A 22,164-nucleotide genomic window follows, 5' to 3' on the forward strand; every position below is an offset into this window, starting at 1 on the left:
GCTAATTTTAGATATTCTCACGCTGGTAGAATAAAGTTAATCAAATTTTGATATTTCATTTCAAATCACCCCCTGTTTAATCGAGAGACTTCTTGAAGCGAAGTGAAGCAACAAAGAGACCGATAACCGTAAACCCAAGCAACCAAAGTGTATCTCGCCATAGCTCCATTAAGTCTGCACCGCGCAGCACGACACCACGAATAATGCGCATAAAATGAGTGGCAGGCAGGGCTTCTGATATCAATTGTGCCGCGATGGGCATCCCTTCATAAGGGAACATAAATCCGGACAGAAGAATCGACGGCAAAAGAATAAACACCGTCATCTGCATGGCCTGAAGCTGTGTCGTCGCAATGGTGGATATCACCAAACCTAAAGTTAAACTCGCGGCGATGAATAACAGCGTGCCAAACAATATCTGACTAATGGCGCCGTTTATCGGTACATCAAATATCCAGTGACCCAAACCGAGAATGATGAAAACTTGAATCAAACCTACGAAGATGTAAGGAATGATCTTTGCCACCATCAGCTCGATAGAGTGGATTGGTGTGGTAATCAGTAACTCTAGATTGCCACGCTCCCGTTCTCGAACAATGGCAGCACTAGTGAACAAGATCATCGTCATGGTTAGAATCACGCCCAACAAACCGGGGACAATGTTCACCGCCGAGCGCCGACTCGGGTTGTAATACAGCGCAACTTCAAAGGTTTTGGTCGGTGCAGGGCGTATCTCAAAATCAAAATCCGTTAACGGCATGGTTTGTAGTGAGAGAATCGCTGAGCTGATAATGGTGTCGGAACCATCCACAATCCACTGACCAAGCTCTCTACCTTGCACCATACGCTGGGTTAGATCGCTAGGCAGAATCAAAGCCGCACGAACGATACCATCTTGAATGGCTTGTTCTGCTTGCTCCGCGGTAGCGAAGGTTTCGACCACATCGACCACTTGCGTGACTTTGACGGACTCGGTGATCACACGCCCAGCAGTACTGCCACTTTGATCGACGACGCCAACGGGAATGTTGCGAATATCGGTATTAATGGCAAAGCCGAACAGCAGGAGCTGAATCAACGGGATCATCACGACCATGCCAAAGGTAATGCGGTCACGTGAAAGCTGACGGATCTCTTTGATCATTACCGCTTTCATACGGGCGATAGATTTCATCATTGGCGACCTTCCCCCGTAACGCTGACAAACACATCTTCTAAGCTCGGGCGAGCAATGTTCATCTCGCAGCCCTCAAGCTCAGGAAAGGTTTGGGTTAACCATTCGATCGGTTGTTCGATGTGCTGGTGGATTAAAATGCGTAAGCGAATGCCGAGCTGTGCGGCTGAGCGTACCTCTTTGCGCTGAATGACTTTCTCTTTTAGCTCGCGTAAGTTATCCGCTTTGACTTCGACGATGTTAACGCCCATTTGCGCCATGAGTTCTTCTGGCTCACCATCGGCGCGAATTTCGCCCGCTTCCATAATAGCCAGACGATGACAGCGCTCTGCTTCATCCATGTAGTGCGTTGTGACCAAAATCGTCGTGCCTTGGTCAGAGAGATCAAACAACTGCTCCCAGAAATCGCGTCGGTTCTCTGGGTCAACCGCAGATGTGGGCTCATCGAGAAACAACAGTTCTGGTTTGTGCATGGTGGCTGCGGCGAGAGACAAGCGTTGTTTCTGCCCGCCACTCATTCCGCCTACGCGCTGTTTGCGTAGTTGGTCGAGACCGTAGGTGGCTAGTTGTTCTTCGATGCGAGCTTTTAGGGCCTTGGTTTCCATACCAAAGATTTGTCCAATAAACTCAAGATTCTCTTGAACCGTCAGGTCATCATAGAGGGAGAACTTTTGTGTCATGTAGCCAATCTTAAGGCGCAGCAATTCCGATTGTTTTGGGATCTCTAGCCCGAGTACATCAACATTGCCCTCACTTGGGCTGAGTAGGCCTGTTAACACACGAATGGTTGTCGATTTACCGCAGCCGTTGGGGCCAAGAAAACCATAAATACTGCCTTTGGGCACATTAAGCGTGATGTTGTTGATGGCGGTGAAGTCACCAAACTTTTTCACTACATTTTCAGCTTGAATCGCGTATTCGGTCATTGGCTTACTCCACCAAATCCACTTGCGCTGGGATACCTGAAGGCAAGGATTGTGCGGAGTCTTGTAGGTCGACTTCTGCTAGGTACATCAAACGCGAGCGTTCTTCCTCGGTGAGCGCGAAATAAGGTGTGAATGAAGGCTCAGTCGCTACCCAACGAACGGTGCCGCTATATGGTTGCTCAACACCATCTACATGCACGTTAACCGTTTTACCCGGCACAAAGTCGACTCGATAGTTAGCAGGAACATAAACACGAGCGTATGGGACGCGGCTGGCTTGTATTACAGCAACCACGCTATTGATAGGGACGCGTTCGCCAAGGTTAAACGGTAGGCTATCTAACAAGCCATCTCGCGTGGCGGTGATGGTGAGTTCTGCCAGTTTCTGGTCTTGCAATGCTACATCAGCTTTTGCTGCCATGAGTGCGGCTTTCGCTTGTTCAATATCTTCAGGGCGAGAGCCAGCGGTCAGTTTGCTGAACTCTTCTTGTGAGGAGTCTAGCTCTGCACGGGCAGAATCTCTGGCTGCTAAAGCGGTGTCTTTTTCTGATTGGCTGATGAGCTTTTTACGAACTAATTCCGCTTTACGTTGGTAGTTCTTTTGTGCTTCAACCAATTTAGCTTCCGCTCTGGCAACACGTGCTTGTGCTGCGGCAATGTCTTCTGGTCGCTCACCATTGGTCAATTTCAAAAGATAAGCGTCAGCCTTTGCTTGTTCGGCTACGGCGTGAGCTAAAACGGCTCCTTGGTTCTTTGTATCGAGCTGAACCAACACTTCTCCTTCGGTGACTTGGCTGCCTTCCTTGATGGGTAGGGCTCGAATTATCTCGCTAGAGGTTGCAGTAAAGGTTACGCGGTCACGCTCTAGTGTGCCAAGGGCTTGCTGTCCGTCATCTTTGGAACAGGCAGTTAAAAGAGTCAGGGCTAAGGTGCCAAGAATGATTCGCTTCATCATGCGACGCTTCCTCTAAGAAGGTGAGCTCGAGTTCGTATCAAGCCATAGAAGAGTGTGGGACTGCATTCAGTGTAACGTGAGTCAGTTTTGTCCGGCTAGGAAGTTAATTCCTTCAATATTCATCAATTGATTAATTATTGAAACTGGCCTCACTCTTGAATGCGTCTCTAAGAATATTCTCATTCAAATATAGTGGGTTACCGTGATGATGGTGGGATTAGGAAAGATAAATTGAAGAATCGAGACAAGGATCAGGTTTACCGTGCACACGTAAAGAAACGGCTAGATAAAGTAAAGCCCGATGCTGAACATCGGGCTTCATTGTTTGAGTTTTATAGCCAAGACTTAAGGCATCTAAATCACGTTGGTTTAATCACCAAGAGGCTGTCTTTCCAAACCGCCACGATAAGAGTCGAGGGCAACTTTGAGTCGGCGAAGTTTATCGCGCGAGCGTCGCTTATGATTAACGGCTAATGCCATCGAAAGTACATCAACCAAAGCCAACATCGCGTAGCGAGAAGCGGATGGCTTGTAGATGAAGTCCGTCTCTTGGTGCTCAATAGACAGAACCAAATCGGCTTGCTCAGTCAAAGGCGTGTCTTTCGGAGTAATCACAATAACTTTCACGCCGTACTGCTTAGCTAATTGCGCGGTTTCTATAATGGCAGGGGTATAGCCAGTGGCTGAGATCATCACCAACACATCATTCGCGTCTGCCGTCGCTGCAATCATGCGCGATAACAAGCCATCGTTGTACGCCACAACAGGGTAACCCAGACGGAATAAGCGATGCTGCATCTCCTGTGCTGCAATGGTTGAGCCGCCACCCATACCAATACAGATCACTTGTCTTGCGCTGTGCAGCCAATTCACAGCAGTGTCGATATCTTCTTCAACAATCAAACTGCGGTTTACATCAAGGGATTGCTTGATCGATTCATAAATGCCTTGGTAGCCACTTTGGTCAGGCGGCTCAAGGATGAATCGTTGCCCAACCGTTAAGGTTTGTGCCAGTTTGATCTTCATATCACGTACGTTTTTGCAGCCAACAGCTTTGGCAAAACGGGTGATAGTGGCTTCACTCACTTCTGCGCTTTGTGCCAGTTCAGTAATGCTGGCATTGGCGGCAGTTTGAATGTCGTCCATGATCAACTTCGCGACCTTTTTTTCGGCATCGCGCAGCGCACTGAAACGTTCAGTGATTTGAGAGATAATATCGACTTCTAAACTCAAGCTGTGTTCCTATCTATTGCATGGAGACGATTTTGCCGCCTCCACTGGTTTGGCATGAAGTATAACGAAAAGCCTCACTAAGCTCATCATCAGAAACGGGTTTTCACCCAATGAGTGACTTGATACTCATCATCACAAACTGCCACTGCACGCCACTTATCAAACGTTAAACATGGATGAGAGGTTGAGAAGGCAATCATATCACCCACTTGAAGGTCGCTGTTTGCGTCTACTTCGATGAACGCATGCTGATCCATTACCGCGGTCGTTACCGCACTTTCAATAGAGATTGACTCACCATCGCGGTATGCGCGCTCAGGGATTGGCAATCCAGCATCAAACGCCACGTCACGTTTACCGAAGCCGGCAACTAGCTTGGTTGGCTCAGGGCGAGAAATCACATAAGCCCAAAGCTCTAGTGCTGATTCCAGATCACCACCTAAGTCACACGCGGCACCTTGGTTGTTTTCAGCGCGCTGCATGACTTTGTTTTGTGCGTCTAGGTAAATGCCTGTGTCATGAATTGCGTAGCAACCTGGGCGAATGATGGCGTCAAAATCTTCTAGGTTGGCAAAGCATTCAGAAACTACGTCATACCAAGCAGAGCCGGCGCCTGTGACCAGAGGTTTAGACTCAATCAACTTGTCGTTTTGTAGTTGGGCTGCGATTTCTAATGTGGTGTTGAGGAAGTCACGGATGTCCTGCTCAGCATTGTCACCATGAATGACACCTTCGTAGACCTCGATACCTTTGAGCGTAAGGTGAGGTTGCTCGTGGATGAGTGTGGCTAGCTCAACCACATCTTGTTGGTTTCGGCATCCACAGCGACCGCCCTGGACTCCAAACTCAATCAGTACATTAAGAGGCAATTGATGTTCAGCAAACGCACGCTCTAGCGCTTTGACGTTTCGGCTTGAGTCCACACAGCAATAGAAGTTGATTCCATGGGTTTCAATCAAGTTGGCGATGATGGTCATGTTTGCGCGCCCGACTAGTTGGTTCGCCATGATGATGTTTTTCGCTCCGCCTAGCGCCGCAATCTCTGCCTGAGCCGGCGTTGCGACGGTAATGCCCCAAGCGCCGTTTTCTAATTGCTGCTGGAAGAAAGCGGGAGTCATGGTGGTTTTACCGTGCGGTGACAACTTCACTTTGTGCTGATTGGCGAAACGCTGCATCCAATCGAGGTTATTCTTCAATGAAGAAGATTTGATCACCGCTGCGGGCAGTGTGATCTCTTCATGGATCAAACTGTGTAACCCATCGGAATTGCACGCAACAGGTTGAGCCTTTTCTCCGTAACCTGGCGTGGTAACACACTCATTATGATAGTTTTTATCACACTTTTGGCGATTGTCTTTCATGGCGCACCTACTTCTAACACGGTCTAAGTGATTGATATTAATTGTTTGTTGCTAACTACCATAAATAATATGTAAGAAAGTATCAAACAAGTCTGGGTTTTTTGTGTGTTTCTTCACTGTTTAAATTTCAAGAATTATTAAGATGGAATCATGTTAACGACGGACGGAGAGAGTGAAGTATGTTGTTCGATACCATTATCAAAAGCGTAGAGGTATTTGACGGTACGGGTTCAGCACCATTCATTGCTGATGTTGCGATTCGTCAAGATCGTATCGAGCAAGTAGGGCAGCTAGACGAGCTTTCTGCAAAGAAGGTTATCAACGGTCAGGGTTTTGCGTTGGCTCCGGGATTTATTGATGTGCACACGCACGATGACACCAATGTGATTCGTTACCCTGACTGCTTGCCAAAGATCAGCCAAGGCGTGACAACGGTAATCGTAGGCAATTGCGGAATTAGCGCGAGCCCTGCGGTACTCAGTGATACTCCGCCAGACCCAATGAACCTATTGGGCAAGCAGGAAGACTTCAAATACCCAACTTTTGCGGAGTATGCGAAGGCGGTACAAGCGGCGGGCCCTGCGGTCAACGTTGCTGCGTTAGTTGGTCACACAACTCTACGTAACAACGTGATGGACGACTTACTGCGCACGGCTACCGATGAAGAAATCGAGCAAATGCGCCAAACACTGGCACAAGCGATGGAAGAGGGCGCATTGGGTTTGAGCTCGGGTCTTGCTTATGCGAGTGCCAAGCAAGCCAACGCGGATGAAGTGATGCGCCTAGCGGAAATTCTCGGTCATCACGGTGGTATCTACACCACGCACATGCGCACTGAGTTTGAAGAAATCATCAGCGCAATGGAAGAAGCCTTTGAAACTGGGCAGTACGCCAAAGTGCCCGTGGTGATTTCTCACCTTAAATGCGCTGGTGCAGGTAACTGGGGACGTACGGTAGAAGTGCTGGATTTGATGGATAAGGTTTCTGAGCATCAAGACGTGTCTTGCGATTGCTACCCATATTCTGCAAGTTCTTCAACGCTGGATTTAAAACAGGTGACGGATGAAATCGACATCTTCATCACTTGGTCTGAAAGTAAACCTGAACACGCTGGCAAGATGCTGAAAGACATTGCTGATGAGATGCAACTGCCTCTTATGGAAACGGCGAAAGCGTTGCAACCTGCGGGCGCGGTTTATCACTGCATGGATGAAAACGACGTCAAACGTGTCCTTAAGTATAAGTTGACCATGGTGGGCTCGGATGGATTACCAAATGACCCGCATCCACATCCACGTTTGTGGGGCACGTTCCCGAAAGTCTTGGGGCATTACTGCCGTGAAGAACAGCTTTTCCCATTGGCAGAAGCGATTCACAAGATGACGGGGATGTCAGCAACACGCTACCAACTGAAAGATCGTGGGGAAATAAAAACAGGTGCTTACGCGGACTTGGTTTTATTTAACCCAAATACAATTAAAGATACAGCAACGTTCGAAAATCCAATTTCTGTCGCGCAAGGTATTGAATCTGTATTTGTAAATGGCGAGCTATCTTATTTAAAAGATAAAGTCACCGAAAATAGAAATGGCGTATTTATTTATCGAAAAAATACCCATCAATAACTTATTAAATAAATTAATTTTATAGATTAAGCATTATCACTGGAGAATATTATGTCAATTAAACGTTATGGTGTAGAAGGCGGCGTAGGTACTGGCGGTCAACATTTACCATTTGCACGAGCAACGGAAGCGGGCGGCTTCTTATACGTATCGGGTCAAACACCAATGACTGACGGCGAAGTGGTAGAAGGCGGTATCGTTGACCAGTCTCGCCTAGCGATTCAAAACTGTGTTGATATCATGGAGGAAGCAGGCTACACGCTAGCTGACGTGGTACACGTAAAAGTGGTACTAACGGATTCTCGTTACTTCCAATCGTTCAATAAAGTGTTCAGAGAGTTCTTTGGTGATCACCCACCTGCACGTATTTGCATGGTGTGTGACCTCGTGGTGGACGTGAAAGTTGAAGTCGATGTGACTTGCTACCGCGAAGATCGCCGATAGAAATCACACTTTGCCTAATTAAATAAAATAGAGTGCCGGAAATAATTACTTTCCTGTTATTATCTTTTTGGCACTCTCACTCCCTACATAAATATAATTTCATAAAGCAGTAGTGCCTAATATATTTAGCAAATACTATAAAAATAAAATTAGATAATTTCTGGAATAAAATCTAATACTTGCTGCTGGAATTATATCAATCTGAAAGATGGATTTTGATATGAGAGGTGTTCAATGAACAGTACACTTTTTCTTACCGGCTTCGGTGCGTATGTCTTATTTTTAATTTGGTTGGGATGGTTTGTCTCTCGCAATCAAAAATCAGGTGAAGACTTTCTACTCGGTGGTCGAGGCTTACCTCTGTTCCTCGTATTAGGTACCACGGTAGCAACCATGGTTGGCACTGGCTCTAGTATGGGCGCGGTTGGCTTTGGTTATTCAAACGGTTGGGCTGGTGCGCTTTACGGCATTGGTGGCGCAATTGGTATCTTGTTATTGGCACTGTGGTTTGCGCCAGTTCGTAAACTCAACTTTATGACTATGAGTGAAGAGCTCGCATACTACGTAGGTGCAAACCGCATCGTGAAGAACGTGGTTGGTCTGCTTATCTTTATCGCTTCTATTGGCTGGTTGGGCGCACACATCCTTGGTGGTGGTATGTACCTCGCGTGGATTGCCGATATTGAGCTGAGCACTGCGAAGATGATCATCGCAGCAGCGTTTACCATTTACGTTGTTATTGGCGGCTACACTGCGGTGGTTTGGACGGACACCATTCAAGCTATCATCTTATTCGTTGGCTTCATCCTAATGGCGGTACTGTCTGTGCAACACATTGGCGGCTTGGATAACCTCTACTCTGCCATGGACTCAGAAGCGGTTAGCTTCCTTGCGATTGATAAGCTTGGTTTAATCCCAGCAGTTTCTCTTGCTGTTGTGATTGGTGTGGGTGTACTTGCAACGCCTTCATTCCGCCAACGTATCTATTCAGGCAAAGATGTATCAACCATCCGCCGTTCATTCGTAGCGTCTGGTGTGTTGTACTTGTTCTTCTCCATCATCCCTGCAGTCATTGGTATGGCGGCGCATGCGATTGACCCCGAGCTGAATAATGCAAACTTTGCTTTCCCATACATCGCGGCAACGGTATTGCCAGTAGGTGTTGGTCTTATCGTTCTGATTGCTGGTCTATCAGCAACCATGTCGAGTGCGAGTTCCGATGCGATTGCGGGCGTTTCTATCCTACTGCGTGATGTTTACGTCATGTTCACCGGTCGCGTGCCAAACAAAGAATCTATGTTGAATTACTCTCGCTTAGCTTTGGTTGTGGTGATCGGTTGTGCATTGCTGTTCGCTCTAACTTCGAACGACATCATCGGCTACATCACTAAGATGATCTCGACAGTTATGTCTGGCATGTTCGTGTGCGGTATGTTGGGTCGCTTCTGGAAGCGTTACAACTGGCAAGGTGCATTGGCAACATTGGCAGGTGCGTCTATCGCTTCATTTGCTGTAATGATGAGCCCGGACCTAACCGCTTTCTGGGGCAACCCAGTGATTCCATCTTGCTTGTTTGCTCTAACTGCTGGTGTGGCAGTGAGCCTAGTGACTCCAGCTAACCAAGTGTCACCAGAAATGGCACGAGCAATCCTAGATGATGAGCGTGCTCTGATGGAAATGGAACTGTCTGACGATGGTGTTCTAGAAGAAGATGCTTCATTAAAAAACCGTACAACAGCAAATCAAAACGCTTAACAGCAAAGAGTTTCGGCTCGAACAGAAACTCGCTCATAAGCTCCTGACAAACTGGTGGCTCCCCCGAGCCACCATTCTAAATTTATCCAAAGTAGGTGAACGATGACCGATTCATCCCAGACTAAAATTGCTTTCTTTGGCGAATGCATGATTGAACTGAGCGGCGACCCAATTCGCAAAGGCTTTGGTGGCGACACGCTCAATACCGCACTTTACCTCTCTCGACTAACGGCTGAGCACTCTGTCCAAGTGTCTTACGCGACCGGTCTTGGGGAAGACGTACTTTCTCAAGGGCTTCTGGAAAACTGGCAACAAGAAGGCATTGCGACTGATCTTGTCGAGATCTTCCCAGCTCAATTGCCGGGTTTGTACATGGTGCAGACCGACCAAGAAGGCGAACGCAGCTTTCTATACTGGCGTGACAGTGCAGCCGTTAAAAGTTACTTCTCTACCTCTTCGCTCAACAAATTAGAAGCCGCGATTGCGAACCGAGAGCTGGATTATCTCTACCTAAGTGGCATCAGCATTGCGATTCTAAATGACGATAGCAAAGTAAGGCTTAAAAAGGCGTTAAGTCAGCTCACACAAGGTGGAGGCAAGGTTATCTTCGATAACAACTTCCGTCCTCAACTTTGGTCTGCAGCAGAGGCAAAGTATTGGTACAGCCAAATTCTACCTTTAGTCGATATTGCACTTATCACTGAGGACGATGATGTCTTGGTATGGGGTGAAGAGAAAAGTGCCGAGCAGCGCTGCCTTCGCTTTGGTTGCCAAGAAATCGTGATTAAACGTGGCTGTGAGCCTTGCAAATTGGTTTGGTCGCATGGTGATGACAAGCAAAGCGCATACGTAGCGGCCGAGAAGGTTGTCAAAGTAATCGACACTTGTGCCGCTGGCGATTCATTTGCTGCTGGTTACCTTGCTGGCCGATTGACCGGACAAAGTTGCGAGCAATCTGCCCAACTCGGTCACGCACTAGCAGCAACCGTTATTCAATATCCTGGCGCGATCATTCCAAATGACGCCATGACTCATCTAATTCGATAATTTCCGAGAACGTATTATGTCCCAAGCAATGATTCAGCAACTTCAGCAATTTAAAGTTATTCCTGTTATCCAAGTCAATAAGGTTGAGCACGCGATCCCACTGGCGAAAGTGTTAGTAGAAAACGGTCTGCCAGTTGCGGAAGTGACGTTTCGAACAGAAGCCGCTGCCGATGCGATTAAAGCCATGCGTGATGCTTACCCGCAAATGTGCATCGGTGCTGGCACGGTACTAACGCCAGAGCAAATTACCCAAGCGAAAGACGCGGGCGCGGAGTTTATTGTCGCGCCGGGGTTGAACCCAAATACCGTGCGTCGCTGCCAAGAAATCAATATGCCAATCGTACCGGGCGTCAATAACCCAAGTCAGGTTGAACAAGCACTTGAGCTGGGTTTGAACTTCCTTAAATTTTTCCCGGCGGAAGCGAGCGGTGGTATTGCGATGGTGAAGTCGCTACTCGCACCTTATGTTGATGTGAGTCTGATGCCGACAGGCGGTATCGGTAAGAACAACGTCAATGATTACCTAGCCATCGACCGTGTGGTTTGTTGCGGTGGTACTTGGATGGTGGCACCGAGCTTAATTGAGAACGAACAATGGGACGAAATTGGCAAGCTGGTTCGTGAAGCAGTAGAGCTGGTCGCGTAACGCAAACAGAGCTCTTTTACCCAAGTCGCGAGACTCCATTAAATAGCGTGACTTGGGTTGAACAATAATAACAACGACAGGATGGCGCGGATGAACAAAGGTACATTAGCACTACTCATTTCAGGCTTAATCACAATTCCAACGGCAGCGATGGCGATGACTCCCAACACCGATCTTAACCTAATGCCTTACCCACAAAATGTAGAGTTGGGGCAGGGTAAAGTCACACTGGATAAATCCTTCAGCATTTACATCAAAGGCTACGATTCTCCTCGCGTGCAGTTCAACGCCAAGCGCACCATGGATCGTCTATATCGTCAAACTGGCTTACCAATGTTGAACTGGCATGCTGAGTCGGAAAAAGACGCAACCTTGGTGATTGATATTCGTAATGCGCCCAAGTCAGAGGTGCAAGACATTAACAGTGGTGAATCCTACCAACTTGAATCGCGCAATGGTCAGATCATCATTCGCTCCGAACGCCCTTACGGTGCTTTCCATGGTTTGGAAACCTTCTTGCAGTTAGTGACTACGGACGAGACTGGATACTTTGTGCCTGCAGTATCCATTAAAGATGAGCCGCGCTTTCCTTGGCGTGGTGTTTCCTACGACACTTCTCGTCACTTCATTGAACTCGACGTGATTCTTCGTCAACTCGATGCGATGGCATCAGCAAAAATGAACGTCTTCCATTGGCATATTTGGGATGACCAAGCGATTCGTATCCAGCTCGATAACTACCAAAAGCTTTGGCAAGACACCGCAGACGGTGATTACTACACCAAAGATGAAATTCGCTATGTGGTGAATTACGCGCGTAACCTTGGCATTCGAGTTATCCCTGAAATTTCTTTGCCGGGACATGCTTCGGCCGTAGCGCACGCTTACCCTGAATTAATGTCTGGTATGGGTGAGCAATCTTATCCGCACCAGCGTGGCTGGGGTGTGTTTGAGCCGTTAATGGACCCGACCAACCCTGAACTCTACAAGATGCTAGCGAGTGTGTTTGACGAAGTGATTGAGCTCTTCCCAGATGAATACTTTCATATCGGCGGGGATGAACCAAATTACCAACAATGGAAAGACAACCCGAAGATTCAACAGTTCATCAAAGGCAACAACCTGGATGGTGAACGTGGTCTGCAATCGTATCTGAACACCAAGGTCGAACAGATGCTGGAACAGCGCGGTAAGAAGATGACTGGCTGGGATGAAATCTGGCACAAAGACCTTCCAACCTCGATTGTGATTCAAAGTTGGCAAGGGCATGACAGTATCGGTCGAGCAGCAAAAGAGGGCTACCAAGGCATTCTCTCAACAGGCTACTACTTAGACCAGCCACAGCCAACCAGTTACCACTACCGCAATGATCCAATGCCGAAAGGCATCACGGTTGATGACCAACTTCATCAAGGTGAGAAATTCGCGACTTATGATTGGGTGAAACCACGCAACAAAGGTGGTCCACGTACAGGTAATCTAACCATTATTGAAGCTACAGACGGCAGCTACCGTGCGTTTACCGATTACAACGGCAAGTCTCGCGAAGAAGTGTTCATCATCGAGTATGTGCCGGGTGTGAAGTTTAAAGGGCACTTCGATAACTTTATGTCTTACACCGAATTCAACTATGACTTTGCTGATGGCAAGTTGAAAGACACCAGTTACCAATTGATTGGCAATGTTCGTTGGCCTGCGACTGGAGAATTGGTCGCGAGCAGTGACATGGCAGGAGGCGTCATTCCTGAGCCGAAAGGTGGTTATCCGGCTGAGTTGACCGAGAAAGAACAGCAGCTAATCTTAGGTGGAGAAATCACAATTTGGGGTGAGAACCTCGATTCAATGACCATCGAGCAACGTTTATGGCCGAGAAGCTACGCGATTGCTGAGCGTCTATGGTCGAGTCAGGAGCTAACCGATGAGCGCAGCATGTACAAGCGCATGACGGTGATGGATACATGGTCTGAGATTTCGCTTGGTCTACGTCATCATGCCGATGCCAATATGATGTTGAAACGTCTTGCTAATGGTGCAGATGAAACGCCGCTACAAACATTAGCGAAGTACATCGAGCCGGCTCAATACTATGCTCGTCATTGGGAGAAGTGGATCTCTACGCCAAATGAAGGCGATTTGTACAACCAGTATGAGCGACTAAACCGCTTTGCGGATGCACTGCCAGTAGAAAGCCTAGCAGTGTACGAGATGAAAGATTTGGTCGCAGCTTATGCTCAAGGTGATAAAACCGCGTTGGATGCGTTGGCGATGCATTATCAGAGCGTTAAGTTAGCGGCGCAGCAAGCCAAACCTATTTTCGCTGCAAATGTGGCGTCGGTAGAAACGGTGCCAGTTGCAGATGCCGCAATCAAAGTTGCCGATTTAGGTTTAACCTTGATTGAGCTTGCTAAGCAGGGCAGTGATATTAGCCAATCTGACGCTGAAGCGTATCAACGCACTATCGATGAAAATGCGATTATTTTTGATGAAACGATTGTCGCCATCGTAGTACCAACCGAGCAGTTGCTTCACACTTTAACCGATTGATAACTAAAAGGGATTGCCGTCTGGTAACGTAGGCGGCATCTTATCGGTTAAGTACTCTTTTATCTACTAAAGGTTTCCTATGATAGTAAATGGTCACTTACATTTTTATGTAGGCACCTATACCGATTCACCAAGCCAAAGTCAGGGCATTGCGTGTGTTTCTCTCGATACTGCTACTGGCGCTTAACGCTCATTAATGAACTTGTTCCAGACGCAGTAAAAACGATTCGTAACCCTTCCTACCTTGCGCTCAAAGGAGAGGGTTTATATACCTTTAATGAAGTCGATCGCGTGGCAGGTGCAGAGCTGATATTTGCTGAAAAAACAGACAGCTATGGATTGCCAATTGAAGGTGACTACCCTTGCCATATCGACATTAAAGAAGAGTTACTCGCTGTTGCAAACTACGGTTCCGGCAATGTAAGTGTTTACCAACTTGATGAACAAGGTAAGCCGTTGAAATCCATTGCAGAATTGTATGTAGAAGGCAATGGGCCGAATATTGACCGTCAGACTTCACCTCATTCCCATCAAGTCACTTTTCCAAAACACTCCGCTCAATTGGCTGTGGTCGATTTAGGCACAGACCGTGTTCATTTCTATGACTACGACAATGATGGTGAGACAGTTAAGTTTTCACTTTCTCAAAGCATCGCTATGCCAGCTGGCTCTGGACCTCGTCATTTGATCTTTAATCGTGATGAGTCTGTCGCGTACGTTGTTTGCGAACTGTCCGAAACGCTGGTGGTACTTCGCAAGCAAAACGGACAATGGAATCTGACTCAGAAAGTTAAACTGCTAGCCGATGAAGAAAACAAAGAAGCGGCGTCTGCTATTCGTCTCTCTGCAGATGAGCGTTTTGTCTATGTCTCTTGCCGTGCGCAAAATCTGATCAGTACATTTGATGTAACGAGTAATACTCCGGTTCAAATTGCGGCGTCCGATTGTGGTGGCGCGTTCCCAAGAGATTTTGTTTTATCCCGTGACGGGCACTGGATGCTCGTTGCTAATCAACATTCACATAATGTCGCTAGCTTCCATAGGAATCCGGAAACTGGCGTTATCACTCCAACCGGATATTCGTGCGACATCGGTGCGCCTGTGTGTTTGGTTGAGAAGCCGTAATTAAGAGAAACAACATGACAATTCATCGTATTAATCCATGCAAACGTTGGTCTGATGTAACTGTATTCAACGGTATTGCCAACTTTGTTGAGGTGGCAGAAGCTGACACCACTGCGGATATGAAAGGGCAAGTACAACAGATTTTCGACCAAGCCGAGCAAATGCTAGCCAGTGTTGATAGCGATAAATCGCGCATCTTATCTGTGACGATTTACGTGACAGATTTTGCTAACTTCGATGCCCTTAACGAAGTATGGGATGCGTGGTTCCCTGAGGGCTGCGCACCAAGCCGTGCTTGCGTAAAAGTTGAATTGGCGAACCCTGAACTGCTAGTAGAAATGGCGTTCGTTGCTGCTGCGGGTGAGAAGTTCCAGTAGTTCGACATCACCTTACTTAAATCATCAAGCCCAGCGTTACCCTCAAGCTCAGCGTTATATAGCTCAATAACGCTGGGCTTTGTTTTATTGGGCTAATGCTAAAGACAAGCTAAAGGGTTACACAAAAATCTTACCTTTCATGTAAAGCACGCCGTCGCCAGATACTCTTACTTGTTCGCCAATAACTTCGCAATGAAGAATGCCTTCGCGCTGAGAAGCTTGATAAGCAACCAGTGATGTTTTACCTAATTCCTCTGCCCAGAATGGTGCTAATCCAGCGTGAATCGAGCCGGTTACTGGGTCTTCGTCGCCACCATTTGCAGGCCAAAAGTAACGCGATACAAAGTCTTGTTGATCGCCTTTCGCAGTAACGACCACATCGTAAGGAGCGAGTGTTTTGAGGTGTTCGGAACGATATTGAACCTCAAGTACTTCCTGCTGGCTGTCGACCACCACGAAATACGCTTGAGGGCTAAGCAGTACGCGTTCCACATCGCAACTTAAGCCTTCAATTAATGCCAAGGGAATATCAGAAACGGCTTTTGGAGGACGAGCAGGGAACGTCATTTCAATCTTACCTTGCGCATTCTTCTCTACGGTGAGGGTTCCTACTTCCAGAGTATGAAACTCAATCGTGCCACTAATGCCAAGCTCATCAAACAGCACTAACGACGAGGCCAGTGTGGCGTGTCCACAAAAGTCGATTTCAGTTATAGGAGAGAACCAACGAATCTCATATTGGTTTGCGCCAATGGATTTTAGAAAGGCCGTTTCCGATAAGTTGTTTTCTGTCGCGATACTTTGCATCAACTCTGGAGCAAGCCATTCCTCTAACGGCACCACCGCTGCAGAGTTGCCTTTGAATTGCGTATCGGTGAACGTGTCCACCACGTAGATATCTAGTTCCATTTACGCTTCCTTGTTTGCTTTTGGGCTAATCAGCATAAACGAAATAGGTCGCTGATAAGCACGAAATTGAAAATATTACTCAAAGTGTCACTTGTTGGCTTAAAATGACCTTTATTGACACTTAATGAAAGGTTGCTATTTCTTTTGGGGCAAATACTTACCCCGAACTTAAGAAATAGGAGCATCATCATGAAAGTAATTACTAAATCGGTTTTGGCATTAAGCTTATTGGCAGTGGGTTCAGCTCAAGCATTTGAGTTAACCAGTAATGACATTCAAGAAGGCCACCCAATGGCAAAAACGTTTGAATACAACAGCTAGGGCTGTGATGGTGGCAACCAATCTCCACAATTGATGTGGAAGGATGCACCAGCAGGAACAAAAAGCTTTGCAATCACGGCTTATGACCCAGATGCGCCTACTGGCAGTGGTTTCTGGCACTGGGTTGCGTTTAATATCCCTACTAACGTGAATGAACTTCCACGCGGTGTGAACATTGAGAAATTGGGTGGTAAAGAGTCTCGTATTGATTACGGAACCGTAGGCTTTGGTGGTGTTTGTCCTCCAAAAGCGGACGGTATGCACCGTTACCATTTCACAGTATGGGCGTTGCCAACGGCCAAACTAAATCTTGATGAGAATACACCTGCGGCGGTGGTTGGCTTTACACTAAATAGCATGGCGCTAGACAAAGCAAAACTGACGGCAACTTACACGCGCTAAGGTGCGACAGAGGCGAAAGCAAGGGGAAACAATGAGTCATCAATATCAAATTACGATATTTCGTGCAGAGCAGTTACAGAAGCTTCGCAATGTGAGGATTCATTCCCCGAGCATTATTCAGATCATTACGGGTAGTAAGCGCCTTTTCTGGAAGGAATCGGCGCTGGATATTTCCCATTCTGAATTACTACTTTGCGAAGCTTCTGCATCGCTGAGCTTTGAGAACTTGCCACAGAAAGGGCAGTTTCTCTCCAGAATGTTTAGCTTCCATTGCTCACCGACAGGCGCAATGCTTGAATTGAGTATGCGTGTCGGAACAAGGGATGAATCGCCGAGATTAGCCGCAGATAATGCGTTACATGAGACGTTAAATGCGCTGTATGCTTTTGAACAACATGGTATGAGCAAAGAGACACAAACTTTTTGGGTCATGGGTTTATATCAGCAGCTTGCGGAACGTGGAGCATTACACCACCTGTTTGTTAGCTCAAACATCACATTTAGCCAAAAATTGAGTCGTTACTTATCCTTCTCTCCCGGTGAAGAACATTCGTTGGAAGAGGCTGCTGAACGATTTGCCATGAGCCGGGCGACCATGATCCGTAAACTCAAGCAAGAAGGGACTCAATATCGAGAGGTGTTGGCAGAAGTACGTTTAAATCATGCATTGTATTTAATGCAAAATGGCCACTATAACGTTGCGATGTTGGCTCAACTTTGTGGCTATCAATCGGAAGGTCGTTTTAGTCAACGCTTTAGAGGCAAGTTCGGATTGACTCCGAGTGACTACATCAAAACGGTTGTGGTCAGTTAGCGCTAGCGAATAATTGCTTGTGTGCGTTTAATCGCTCACGCGCGTTTTACCGAGTGCAACGCAGTTGGTGTTTTCGAATCTGCAATCGCCAAATCAGACAAAAGCTGTTGCAGTAACTCTGCAGCGTGGACGTTCGCTTTTACTTTATCAACGTCACTTCAGCTCGTACTGTTTTCTTCTTCAAGGTATTTAATTGTCTGTTGTGAAAGCTTGAGAACAGCATGCCACTTCAGTTTTTTATATTCTAAATTCATACTCAAACTCCTATGTGAATGATTAATTTAAAACATTGTTCAAAACTTTGAGTTAGCAAATAGGAATTTGTTAATAGGCCTATGCCTAGAGCGGATATAAAAAAGCGACCATCGCTTTAACGACGGGCGCTTTCAAGTCACTATATATAACCTTTGGTTATTTGTAGTATTTCTGCTTCACTTTGAGTGCTACGTTCACCAAAGCAATCAATACAGGTACTTCGATCAGTGGACCAATGACACCAGCAAAAGCTTGGTCTGAGTTTAGGCCAAACACCGCGATAGAAACCGCAATTGCCAATTCAAAGTTGTTGCCTGTTGCCGTGAAAGCAATCGATGCATTTTTGTCGTAGTCGATGCCCATTTTCTTACCAACGAAGAAGCTGACAAAGAACATCAACACAAAGTAGGTAGCCAGTGGGATTGCTACACGGAATACATCCATTGGCAGTTCAAGAATCATTTCACCTTTCAAGCTGAACATCAGTACTATGGTCGCAAGTAGGGCGATAAGCGTAATTGGTGAAATGCGTGGGATGAACACGTCGTTGTACCATTGTTCACCTTTCGCAGCCACTAAACATTTACGACTTAGGAAGCCCGCTAGGAATGGGATACCAAGGTAAATCAGAACGCTTTCAGCGATGTCCATCATCGAGATATCAACCACGAAACCTTCGTAACCAAAGACCGGTGGCAACACAGTGATGAACAACCATGCCATCACACTGTAAGTCACGATTTGGAAAGCACTGTTTAGCGCAACTAGAGCTGCGCCATATTCTTTGTTACCGCCACCGATATCGTTCCATACAAGCACCATCGCGATACAACGAGCAAGACCGATCAGAATGATACCAACCATGTAACCCGGATGATCACCTAGGAAAGTCAATGCAAGGATGAACATCAAAATAGGGCCGACAATCCAGTTCATGACCAAAGACAGTGTGATTGCTTTTTTGTCTTTCGTCACTGTGCCTAGCAGGTTGTAGTTTACCTTTGCGAGTGGCGGGTACATCATCAAAATCAAACCAATTGCTAGCGGTACGTTTGTGCTACCAACTGACATTGACTCGTTCCACTCAGCTACTTGAGGGAATGCTGCGCCAATTCCTACACCGATTGCCATTGCAACAAAAATCCACACCGTTAGGTAACGGTCCAAGAAGCTCATTTTGTCGCTGGCACTATTTAAAACTTGAGTAGTCATAGTGTTCTCTTATTCGTTTATCGTCGAAAGACGATAGTTAAATGTACAGTTTATCTCTGCACGCCTGACCAGCGTGCAAAGGGAATTAATCAAATAACTTGGAAAATCCTAGATTGAACTGATCAAACGCGTCGCGTTGAATGCGGTAACACACTTTAGGTGGGTTTGGCTCGGCGCTGATAAAGCCTGCTTGCTTTAAAATACGCAAGTGCTCGGAAACAGTAGATTGTGCAAGACCCAACTCAGAAACCAAATCACTGTTCAAACAACCGCCCATGGTATCGAGCGTGTGCAGGATATGCAGAATGCGCAAACGTGCTGGATGAGATAAAGCTTTAGCTTGTGCTGCTAGAGTTTGTTCTTTCTCTAGTTGTTGTTGCGTTGTCTGAAAAGCAACTTCACACTTGTCGTTGCATTTATCACTCATTCGCTGGCCTTAATAGTCAATCGTCGAATTGCGATAAAGTGTACGCCTGATCTGTGGAAGATGCAACAATTCGATTAAAAATTAACTGGTGAAACAACGATAAAAAAAGCAGAACTTAAAGATACAACGAAGTGGGGGTGTAGTATCAGGAGCTAAGTTCTGCTTGGAGTTGTAAGTTATGTTATGACCAATTCAATAACTCTTTCATGTTTACTAGCGCGATCACTTCCAACTTGTTTTTTGATTGAGCGATACGTTGTTGGAAATAAGCAGCCATTTTAGGCCACGCTTTTGCAGGTCTTTTATGGATTCGCATGATATTTCCTCCTTCGTGTTGACAGGGTCAGTATGCGAAGAAAAGGGGAGCTGAAAAAGAGAGCAGATTTCTGTGGTTTATTCCTAATAAGCTCGAAAGGGGGGCTAACTCTTCGATTTTTGGTTTTGTTTAGACAAAAAGGGGAACAAAGTGAACGGAAGTTTTCTTATTTTCTCTTGGATAAGTTGAGTAAAATAAACCTATCTCCACTTTTTGAGGATGCGCAGTGTCTGATCTCAACTTGTTCCGCTACTACCAACGACTGACACCATTAGGTGTTGGTAGTGAAGTCAAAACCACGTTGCAGGAAGTGGCGGATTTGCTGTTCACTTCCCCTCGCCATGCGCGCAGCTTGTTGTCACAAATGCAGGCACTAATTTGGTTAAGTTGGCAGCCAAAAGCGGGCCGCAATCAGCGTTCGACATTGCTGCTAAATATAGAGTTAAGCGCGCTAAAAGAGAGCTTAGCTTTGGAGCGCATTAAGCTTGGGAAGTACGAAAAAGCGCTGGCGATTCTCGATGAAGACGAAACTGCATTTGGACGTTTGCTCAAAACCACTTCAGGTGCATCGGTTCAAGAAGGTCGACTCAATATCCAGCTGACTTATAAGCGTATGTTTGAACGTATCGTCCCTCACCAACTTCACCGCAGCAGTGAGCGCTTCTTTCTGCGTCAAATCTATTGTTGCTTGGTATCGAGTGACTACAACGGGGTGGTGAAGCCAGAACTTGCTCATCATTGGCGATACGATGAGAAGAACTTTGAGTGGACATTTTACCTTCGCCCCGGTCTAACGTTTCATAATGGGGCGCCGATTGATGCTGATACCGTGGTGAGTCTATTTGCCAAACTGAGTTCGTTGGAGTACTACCAGAAAGAGCTGGCTCACGTTACCGACATCATTGCACCAACCCCTCTTAAAGTAGTGTTTACTCTGAGAAAGCCAGATTTGGGTTTTGCAGGGCTTATATCTGGGGTGAAATACGGCATTCAACCCGTTAGCCAAGTAAACGTAGCCAACAACAACTTGGTGATTGGTAGTGGCCCTTTTTCGGTGATTGAGCACAATGCGAATCGACTAAAGCTGAAAGCTTTCGATGCTTATTACGCCTGCCGTGTACTTGCTGACATGGTGACGATTTGGATCGTCAACGATGAGAAAATGGAGAACCCTTCACTCACTGGTAGTGTGCCTATCAACGTTAGTGAGACTTTATGTGGTCATTATGTTTCGACTCAAGATGACAAAGCCCCTCATGATGGTCAACATACTCGAACTGAAGATGGTTGCTTGTTTGCTCTGTTCAACCATCACGCTAAACAGCCTTTGTCTCGTGCTCAGCGCCGTTATATTGCAGAGTTGATTCAACCTGAGCGTTTGGCAGAAGCGATGCGAAAAGAAAATACAGTGTTTCGCAGCGTGCCTGCTTCCAACTTACTACCTAGTTGGAAGCCTGTTTTACGTCCTTTTGGGGACAGAACCAAGTTACCGAAGACCATCACTATCGCGGGTTACAACTACACTGCGCTTCGTCGCTGCGCTCGTGCTATCTCTTCTCTGCTGGCATTGGAAGGCTGTAAAGTTGAGACGATCATGTATTCCTACAGAGAGCTAAATGAAAAAGCGGAAAATGGAACGCTAGACGAGACGCTGGTGGTGACTAACACCACTTCTGATGACAGCCGTCATGTCTCCGCTTTTACTAACTTCTTTAGCAATGATGTTTTGTACCATACATTAGGTGAAGAAAATGCGTGGTGGCTTGATGAGCAGTTGGAAAAGGTGAGGTCGTTGGTTCCCCTTGAAGATTACTTAGTTGCGCTTGAGCCTATTGCTTCAACACTGGTCAGTGAATACTGGATCGCACCAATGTTCCACCATACTCAGACACTACGTTTCCAAGGTGTTTTGGAAGATGTCGCTCTTACTAACTGGGGGTGGCCGGATATTCGATCAGTGTGGTCAGCAGATTAATCAAACATAAGCCTCATCACTAGATACGTCGAGGATACTTCGGCGTGTTTGTTTTGGTAAATTCGGGAGAACTTCCCCATCCGTAACCGTCGATAAACCTAGCTCAGCGGCAATAATTTCATGAGGGCTTATATCGATGGCAATATGCAGCTTTGCGCCCACCCGCTTATCGCCTCTTAATCAATCCAAAAGGTCAAAGAGCCAAGGTTAATGAGTAATTGGTTGTATCGCTTCCAGTTGGTTGTTTTGTAATGTGGTTTAGGCATGGGGCTACGAGAGATAGTGGACGTAACGGATCAGATCGTAGGTTCTGGATTTAGC

At 46.6% G+C, this 22,164-nt stretch carries 18 protein-coding genes and 3 pseudogenes; 11 read left to right on the forward strand and 10 right to left on the reverse strand.

Annotation, left to right across the window (positions count from 1 at the left end; genetic code table 11):
* Positions 1-76: 76 nt before the first annotated feature.
* The 5 genes from A8140_RS16600 to A8140_RS16620 form a co-directional block, all read right to left on the reverse strand.
* On the reverse strand, positions 77-1,174 hold the full coding sequence (locus A8140_RS16600; protein WP_005534574.1) for an ABC transporter permease: 1,098 nt from the start codon (positions 1,172-1,174) through the stop codon (positions 77-79).
* Positions 1,174-2,100, reverse strand: a complete 927-nt coding sequence (locus tag A8140_RS16605) for an ABC transporter ATP-binding protein (RefSeq protein ID WP_005534577.1) — start codon at positions 2,098-2,100, stop codon at positions 1,174-1,176. The genes A8140_RS16600 and A8140_RS16605 overlap by 1 nt, the downstream gene beginning before the upstream one ends.
* Positions 2,101-2,104: 4 nt before the next feature.
* Complete coding sequence (locus A8140_RS16610; RefSeq protein ID WP_414826159.1) at positions 2,105-3,055, reverse strand: HlyD family secretion protein; 951 nt, start codon at positions 3,053-3,055, stop codon at positions 2,105-2,107.
* Positions 3,056-3,424: 369 nt separating this feature from the next.
* Positions 3,425-4,288, reverse strand: a complete 864-nt coding sequence (locus A8140_RS16615; protein ID WP_005534581.1) for a MurR/RpiR family transcriptional regulator — start codon at positions 4,286-4,288, stop codon at positions 3,425-3,427.
* 89 nt (positions 4,289-4,377) lie between these two features.
* Entirely contained in the window at positions 4,378-5,649 is a 1,272-nt protein-coding gene (locus tag A8140_RS16620) for an amino acid deaminase (protein WP_005534583.1), read from the reverse strand.
* Positions 5,650-5,828: 179 nt separating this feature from the next.
* On the opposite strand from A8140_RS16620, the gene A8140_RS16625 reads away from it, so the two are divergent.
* From A8140_RS16625 to A8140_RS16660, 8 genes and pseudogenes are all read left to right on the forward strand, one after another.
* Positions 5,829-7,274 (forward strand): N-acyl-D-amino-acid deacylase family protein, encoded by a 1,446-nt coding sequence (locus A8140_RS16625; protein ID WP_005534585.1) that lies wholly within the window; start codon positions 5,829-5,831, stop codon positions 7,272-7,274.
* A 51-nt stretch (positions 7,275-7,325) separates the two neighbouring features.
* Entirely contained in the window at positions 7,326-7,718 is a 393-nt protein-coding gene (locus tag A8140_RS16630; RefSeq protein ID WP_005425100.1) for a RidA family protein, read from the forward strand.
* A 234-nt stretch (positions 7,719-7,952) separates the two neighbouring features.
* A complete protein-coding gene (locus A8140_RS16635; protein WP_005534589.1) occupies positions 7,953-9,473 on the forward strand; it encodes a sodium:solute symporter family protein in 1,521 nt (506 codons plus the stop codon).
* 102 nt (positions 9,474-9,575) lie between these two features.
* A complete protein-coding gene (locus A8140_RS16640) occupies positions 9,576-10,520 on the forward strand; it encodes a sugar kinase (protein WP_005534591.1) in 945 nt (314 codons plus the stop codon).
* A gap of 16 nt (positions 10,521-10,536) precedes the next feature.
* On the forward strand, positions 10,537-11,166 hold the full coding sequence (locus A8140_RS16645; protein ID WP_005534593.1) for a bifunctional 4-hydroxy-2-oxoglutarate aldolase/2-dehydro-3-deoxy-phosphogluconate aldolase: 630 nt from the start codon (positions 10,537-10,539) through the stop codon (positions 11,164-11,166).
* Between the two features lie 90 nt (positions 11,167-11,256).
* Positions 11,257-13,710: a beta-N-acetylhexosaminidase gene (locus A8140_RS16650; RefSeq protein ID WP_005534595.1), complete on the forward strand. Its 2,454-nt coding sequence runs from the start codon at positions 11,257-11,259 to the stop codon at positions 13,708-13,710.
* Between the two features lie 79 nt (positions 13,711-13,789).
* Positions 13,790-14,835 (forward strand): annotated as a pseudogene (locus A8140_RS16655) (lactonase family protein).
* Positions 14,836-14,849: 14 nt separating this feature from the next.
* Positions 14,850-15,212, forward strand: coding sequence for a RidA family protein (locus tag A8140_RS16660; RefSeq protein WP_005534602.1), 363 nt, complete (start codon positions 14,850-14,852; stop codon positions 15,210-15,212).
* 117 nt (positions 15,213-15,329) lie between these two features.
* Here the strand turns inward: A8140_RS16660 and A8140_RS16665 are convergent, their stop codons facing one another.
* Positions 15,330-16,121 carry a PhzF family phenazine biosynthesis protein gene (locus tag A8140_RS16665; RefSeq protein WP_005534604.1) on the reverse strand — a complete coding sequence of 264 codons (792 nt, stop codon included), beginning with the start codon at positions 16,119-16,121 and terminating at the stop codon, positions 15,330-15,332.
* A gap of 189 nt (positions 16,122-16,310) precedes the next feature.
* Here A8140_RS16665 and A8140_RS16670 point away from each other — a divergent pair.
* Together A8140_RS16670 and A8140_RS16675 are read left to right on the forward strand one after the other, a co-directional pair.
* Positions 16,311-16,844 (forward strand): annotated as a pseudogene (locus A8140_RS16670) (YbhB/YbcL family Raf kinase inhibitor-like protein).
* 31 nt (positions 16,845-16,875) lie between these two features.
* Complete coding sequence (locus A8140_RS16675) at positions 16,876-17,658, forward strand: helix-turn-helix transcriptional regulator (protein WP_005534607.1); 783 nt, start codon at positions 16,876-16,878, stop codon at positions 17,656-17,658.
* Between the two features lie 411 nt (positions 17,659-18,069).
* On the opposite strand, the gene arsB is transcribed toward A8140_RS16675, so the two are convergent.
* The 3 genes from arsB to A8140_RS25845 all read right to left on the reverse strand — a co-directional run bounded on the left by arsB (position 18,070) and on the right by A8140_RS25845 (position 19,868).
* The gene (gene arsB / locus A8140_RS16685) at positions 18,070-19,125 is read right to left on the reverse strand and encodes an ACR3 family arsenite efflux transporter (RefSeq protein ID WP_033000470.1); all 1,056 of its coding nucleotides are present in this window, start codon (positions 19,123-19,125) and stop codon (positions 18,070-18,072) included.
* A gap of 85 nt (positions 19,126-19,210) precedes the next feature.
* On the reverse strand, positions 19,211-19,552 hold the full coding sequence (locus tag A8140_RS16690; RefSeq protein WP_005425131.1) for an ArsR/SmtB family transcription factor: 342 nt from the start codon (positions 19,550-19,552) through the stop codon (positions 19,211-19,213).
* Positions 19,553-19,733: 181 nt separating this feature from the next.
* Positions 19,734-19,868 (reverse strand): hypothetical protein, encoded by a 135-nt coding sequence (locus A8140_RS25845; protein ID WP_005534614.1) that lies wholly within the window; start codon positions 19,866-19,868, stop codon positions 19,734-19,736.
* A gap of 226 nt (positions 19,869-20,094) precedes the next feature.
* Between A8140_RS25845 and A8140_RS16695 the strand changes: the two genes are divergently transcribed.
* Positions 20,095-21,843 (forward strand): SgrR family transcriptional regulator, encoded by a 1,749-nt coding sequence (locus tag A8140_RS16695; protein ID WP_005534616.1) that lies wholly within the window; start codon positions 20,095-20,097, stop codon positions 21,841-21,843.
* 6 nt (positions 21,844-21,849) lie between these two features.
* On the opposite strand, the pseudogene A8140_RS26010 reads toward A8140_RS16695, so the two are convergent.
* Positions 21,850-22,017: pseudogene (locus A8140_RS26010) on the reverse strand (IS5/IS1182 family transposase); the annotation flags it as partial.
* Positions 22,018-22,164: the final 147 nt, after the last annotated feature.

The organism is Vibrio campbellii CAIM 519 = NBRC 15631 = ATCC 25920 (assembly GCF_002163755.1).
Taxonomy (GTDB): Bacteria; Pseudomonadota; Gammaproteobacteria; order Enterobacterales; family Vibrionaceae; genus Vibrio; species Vibrio campbellii.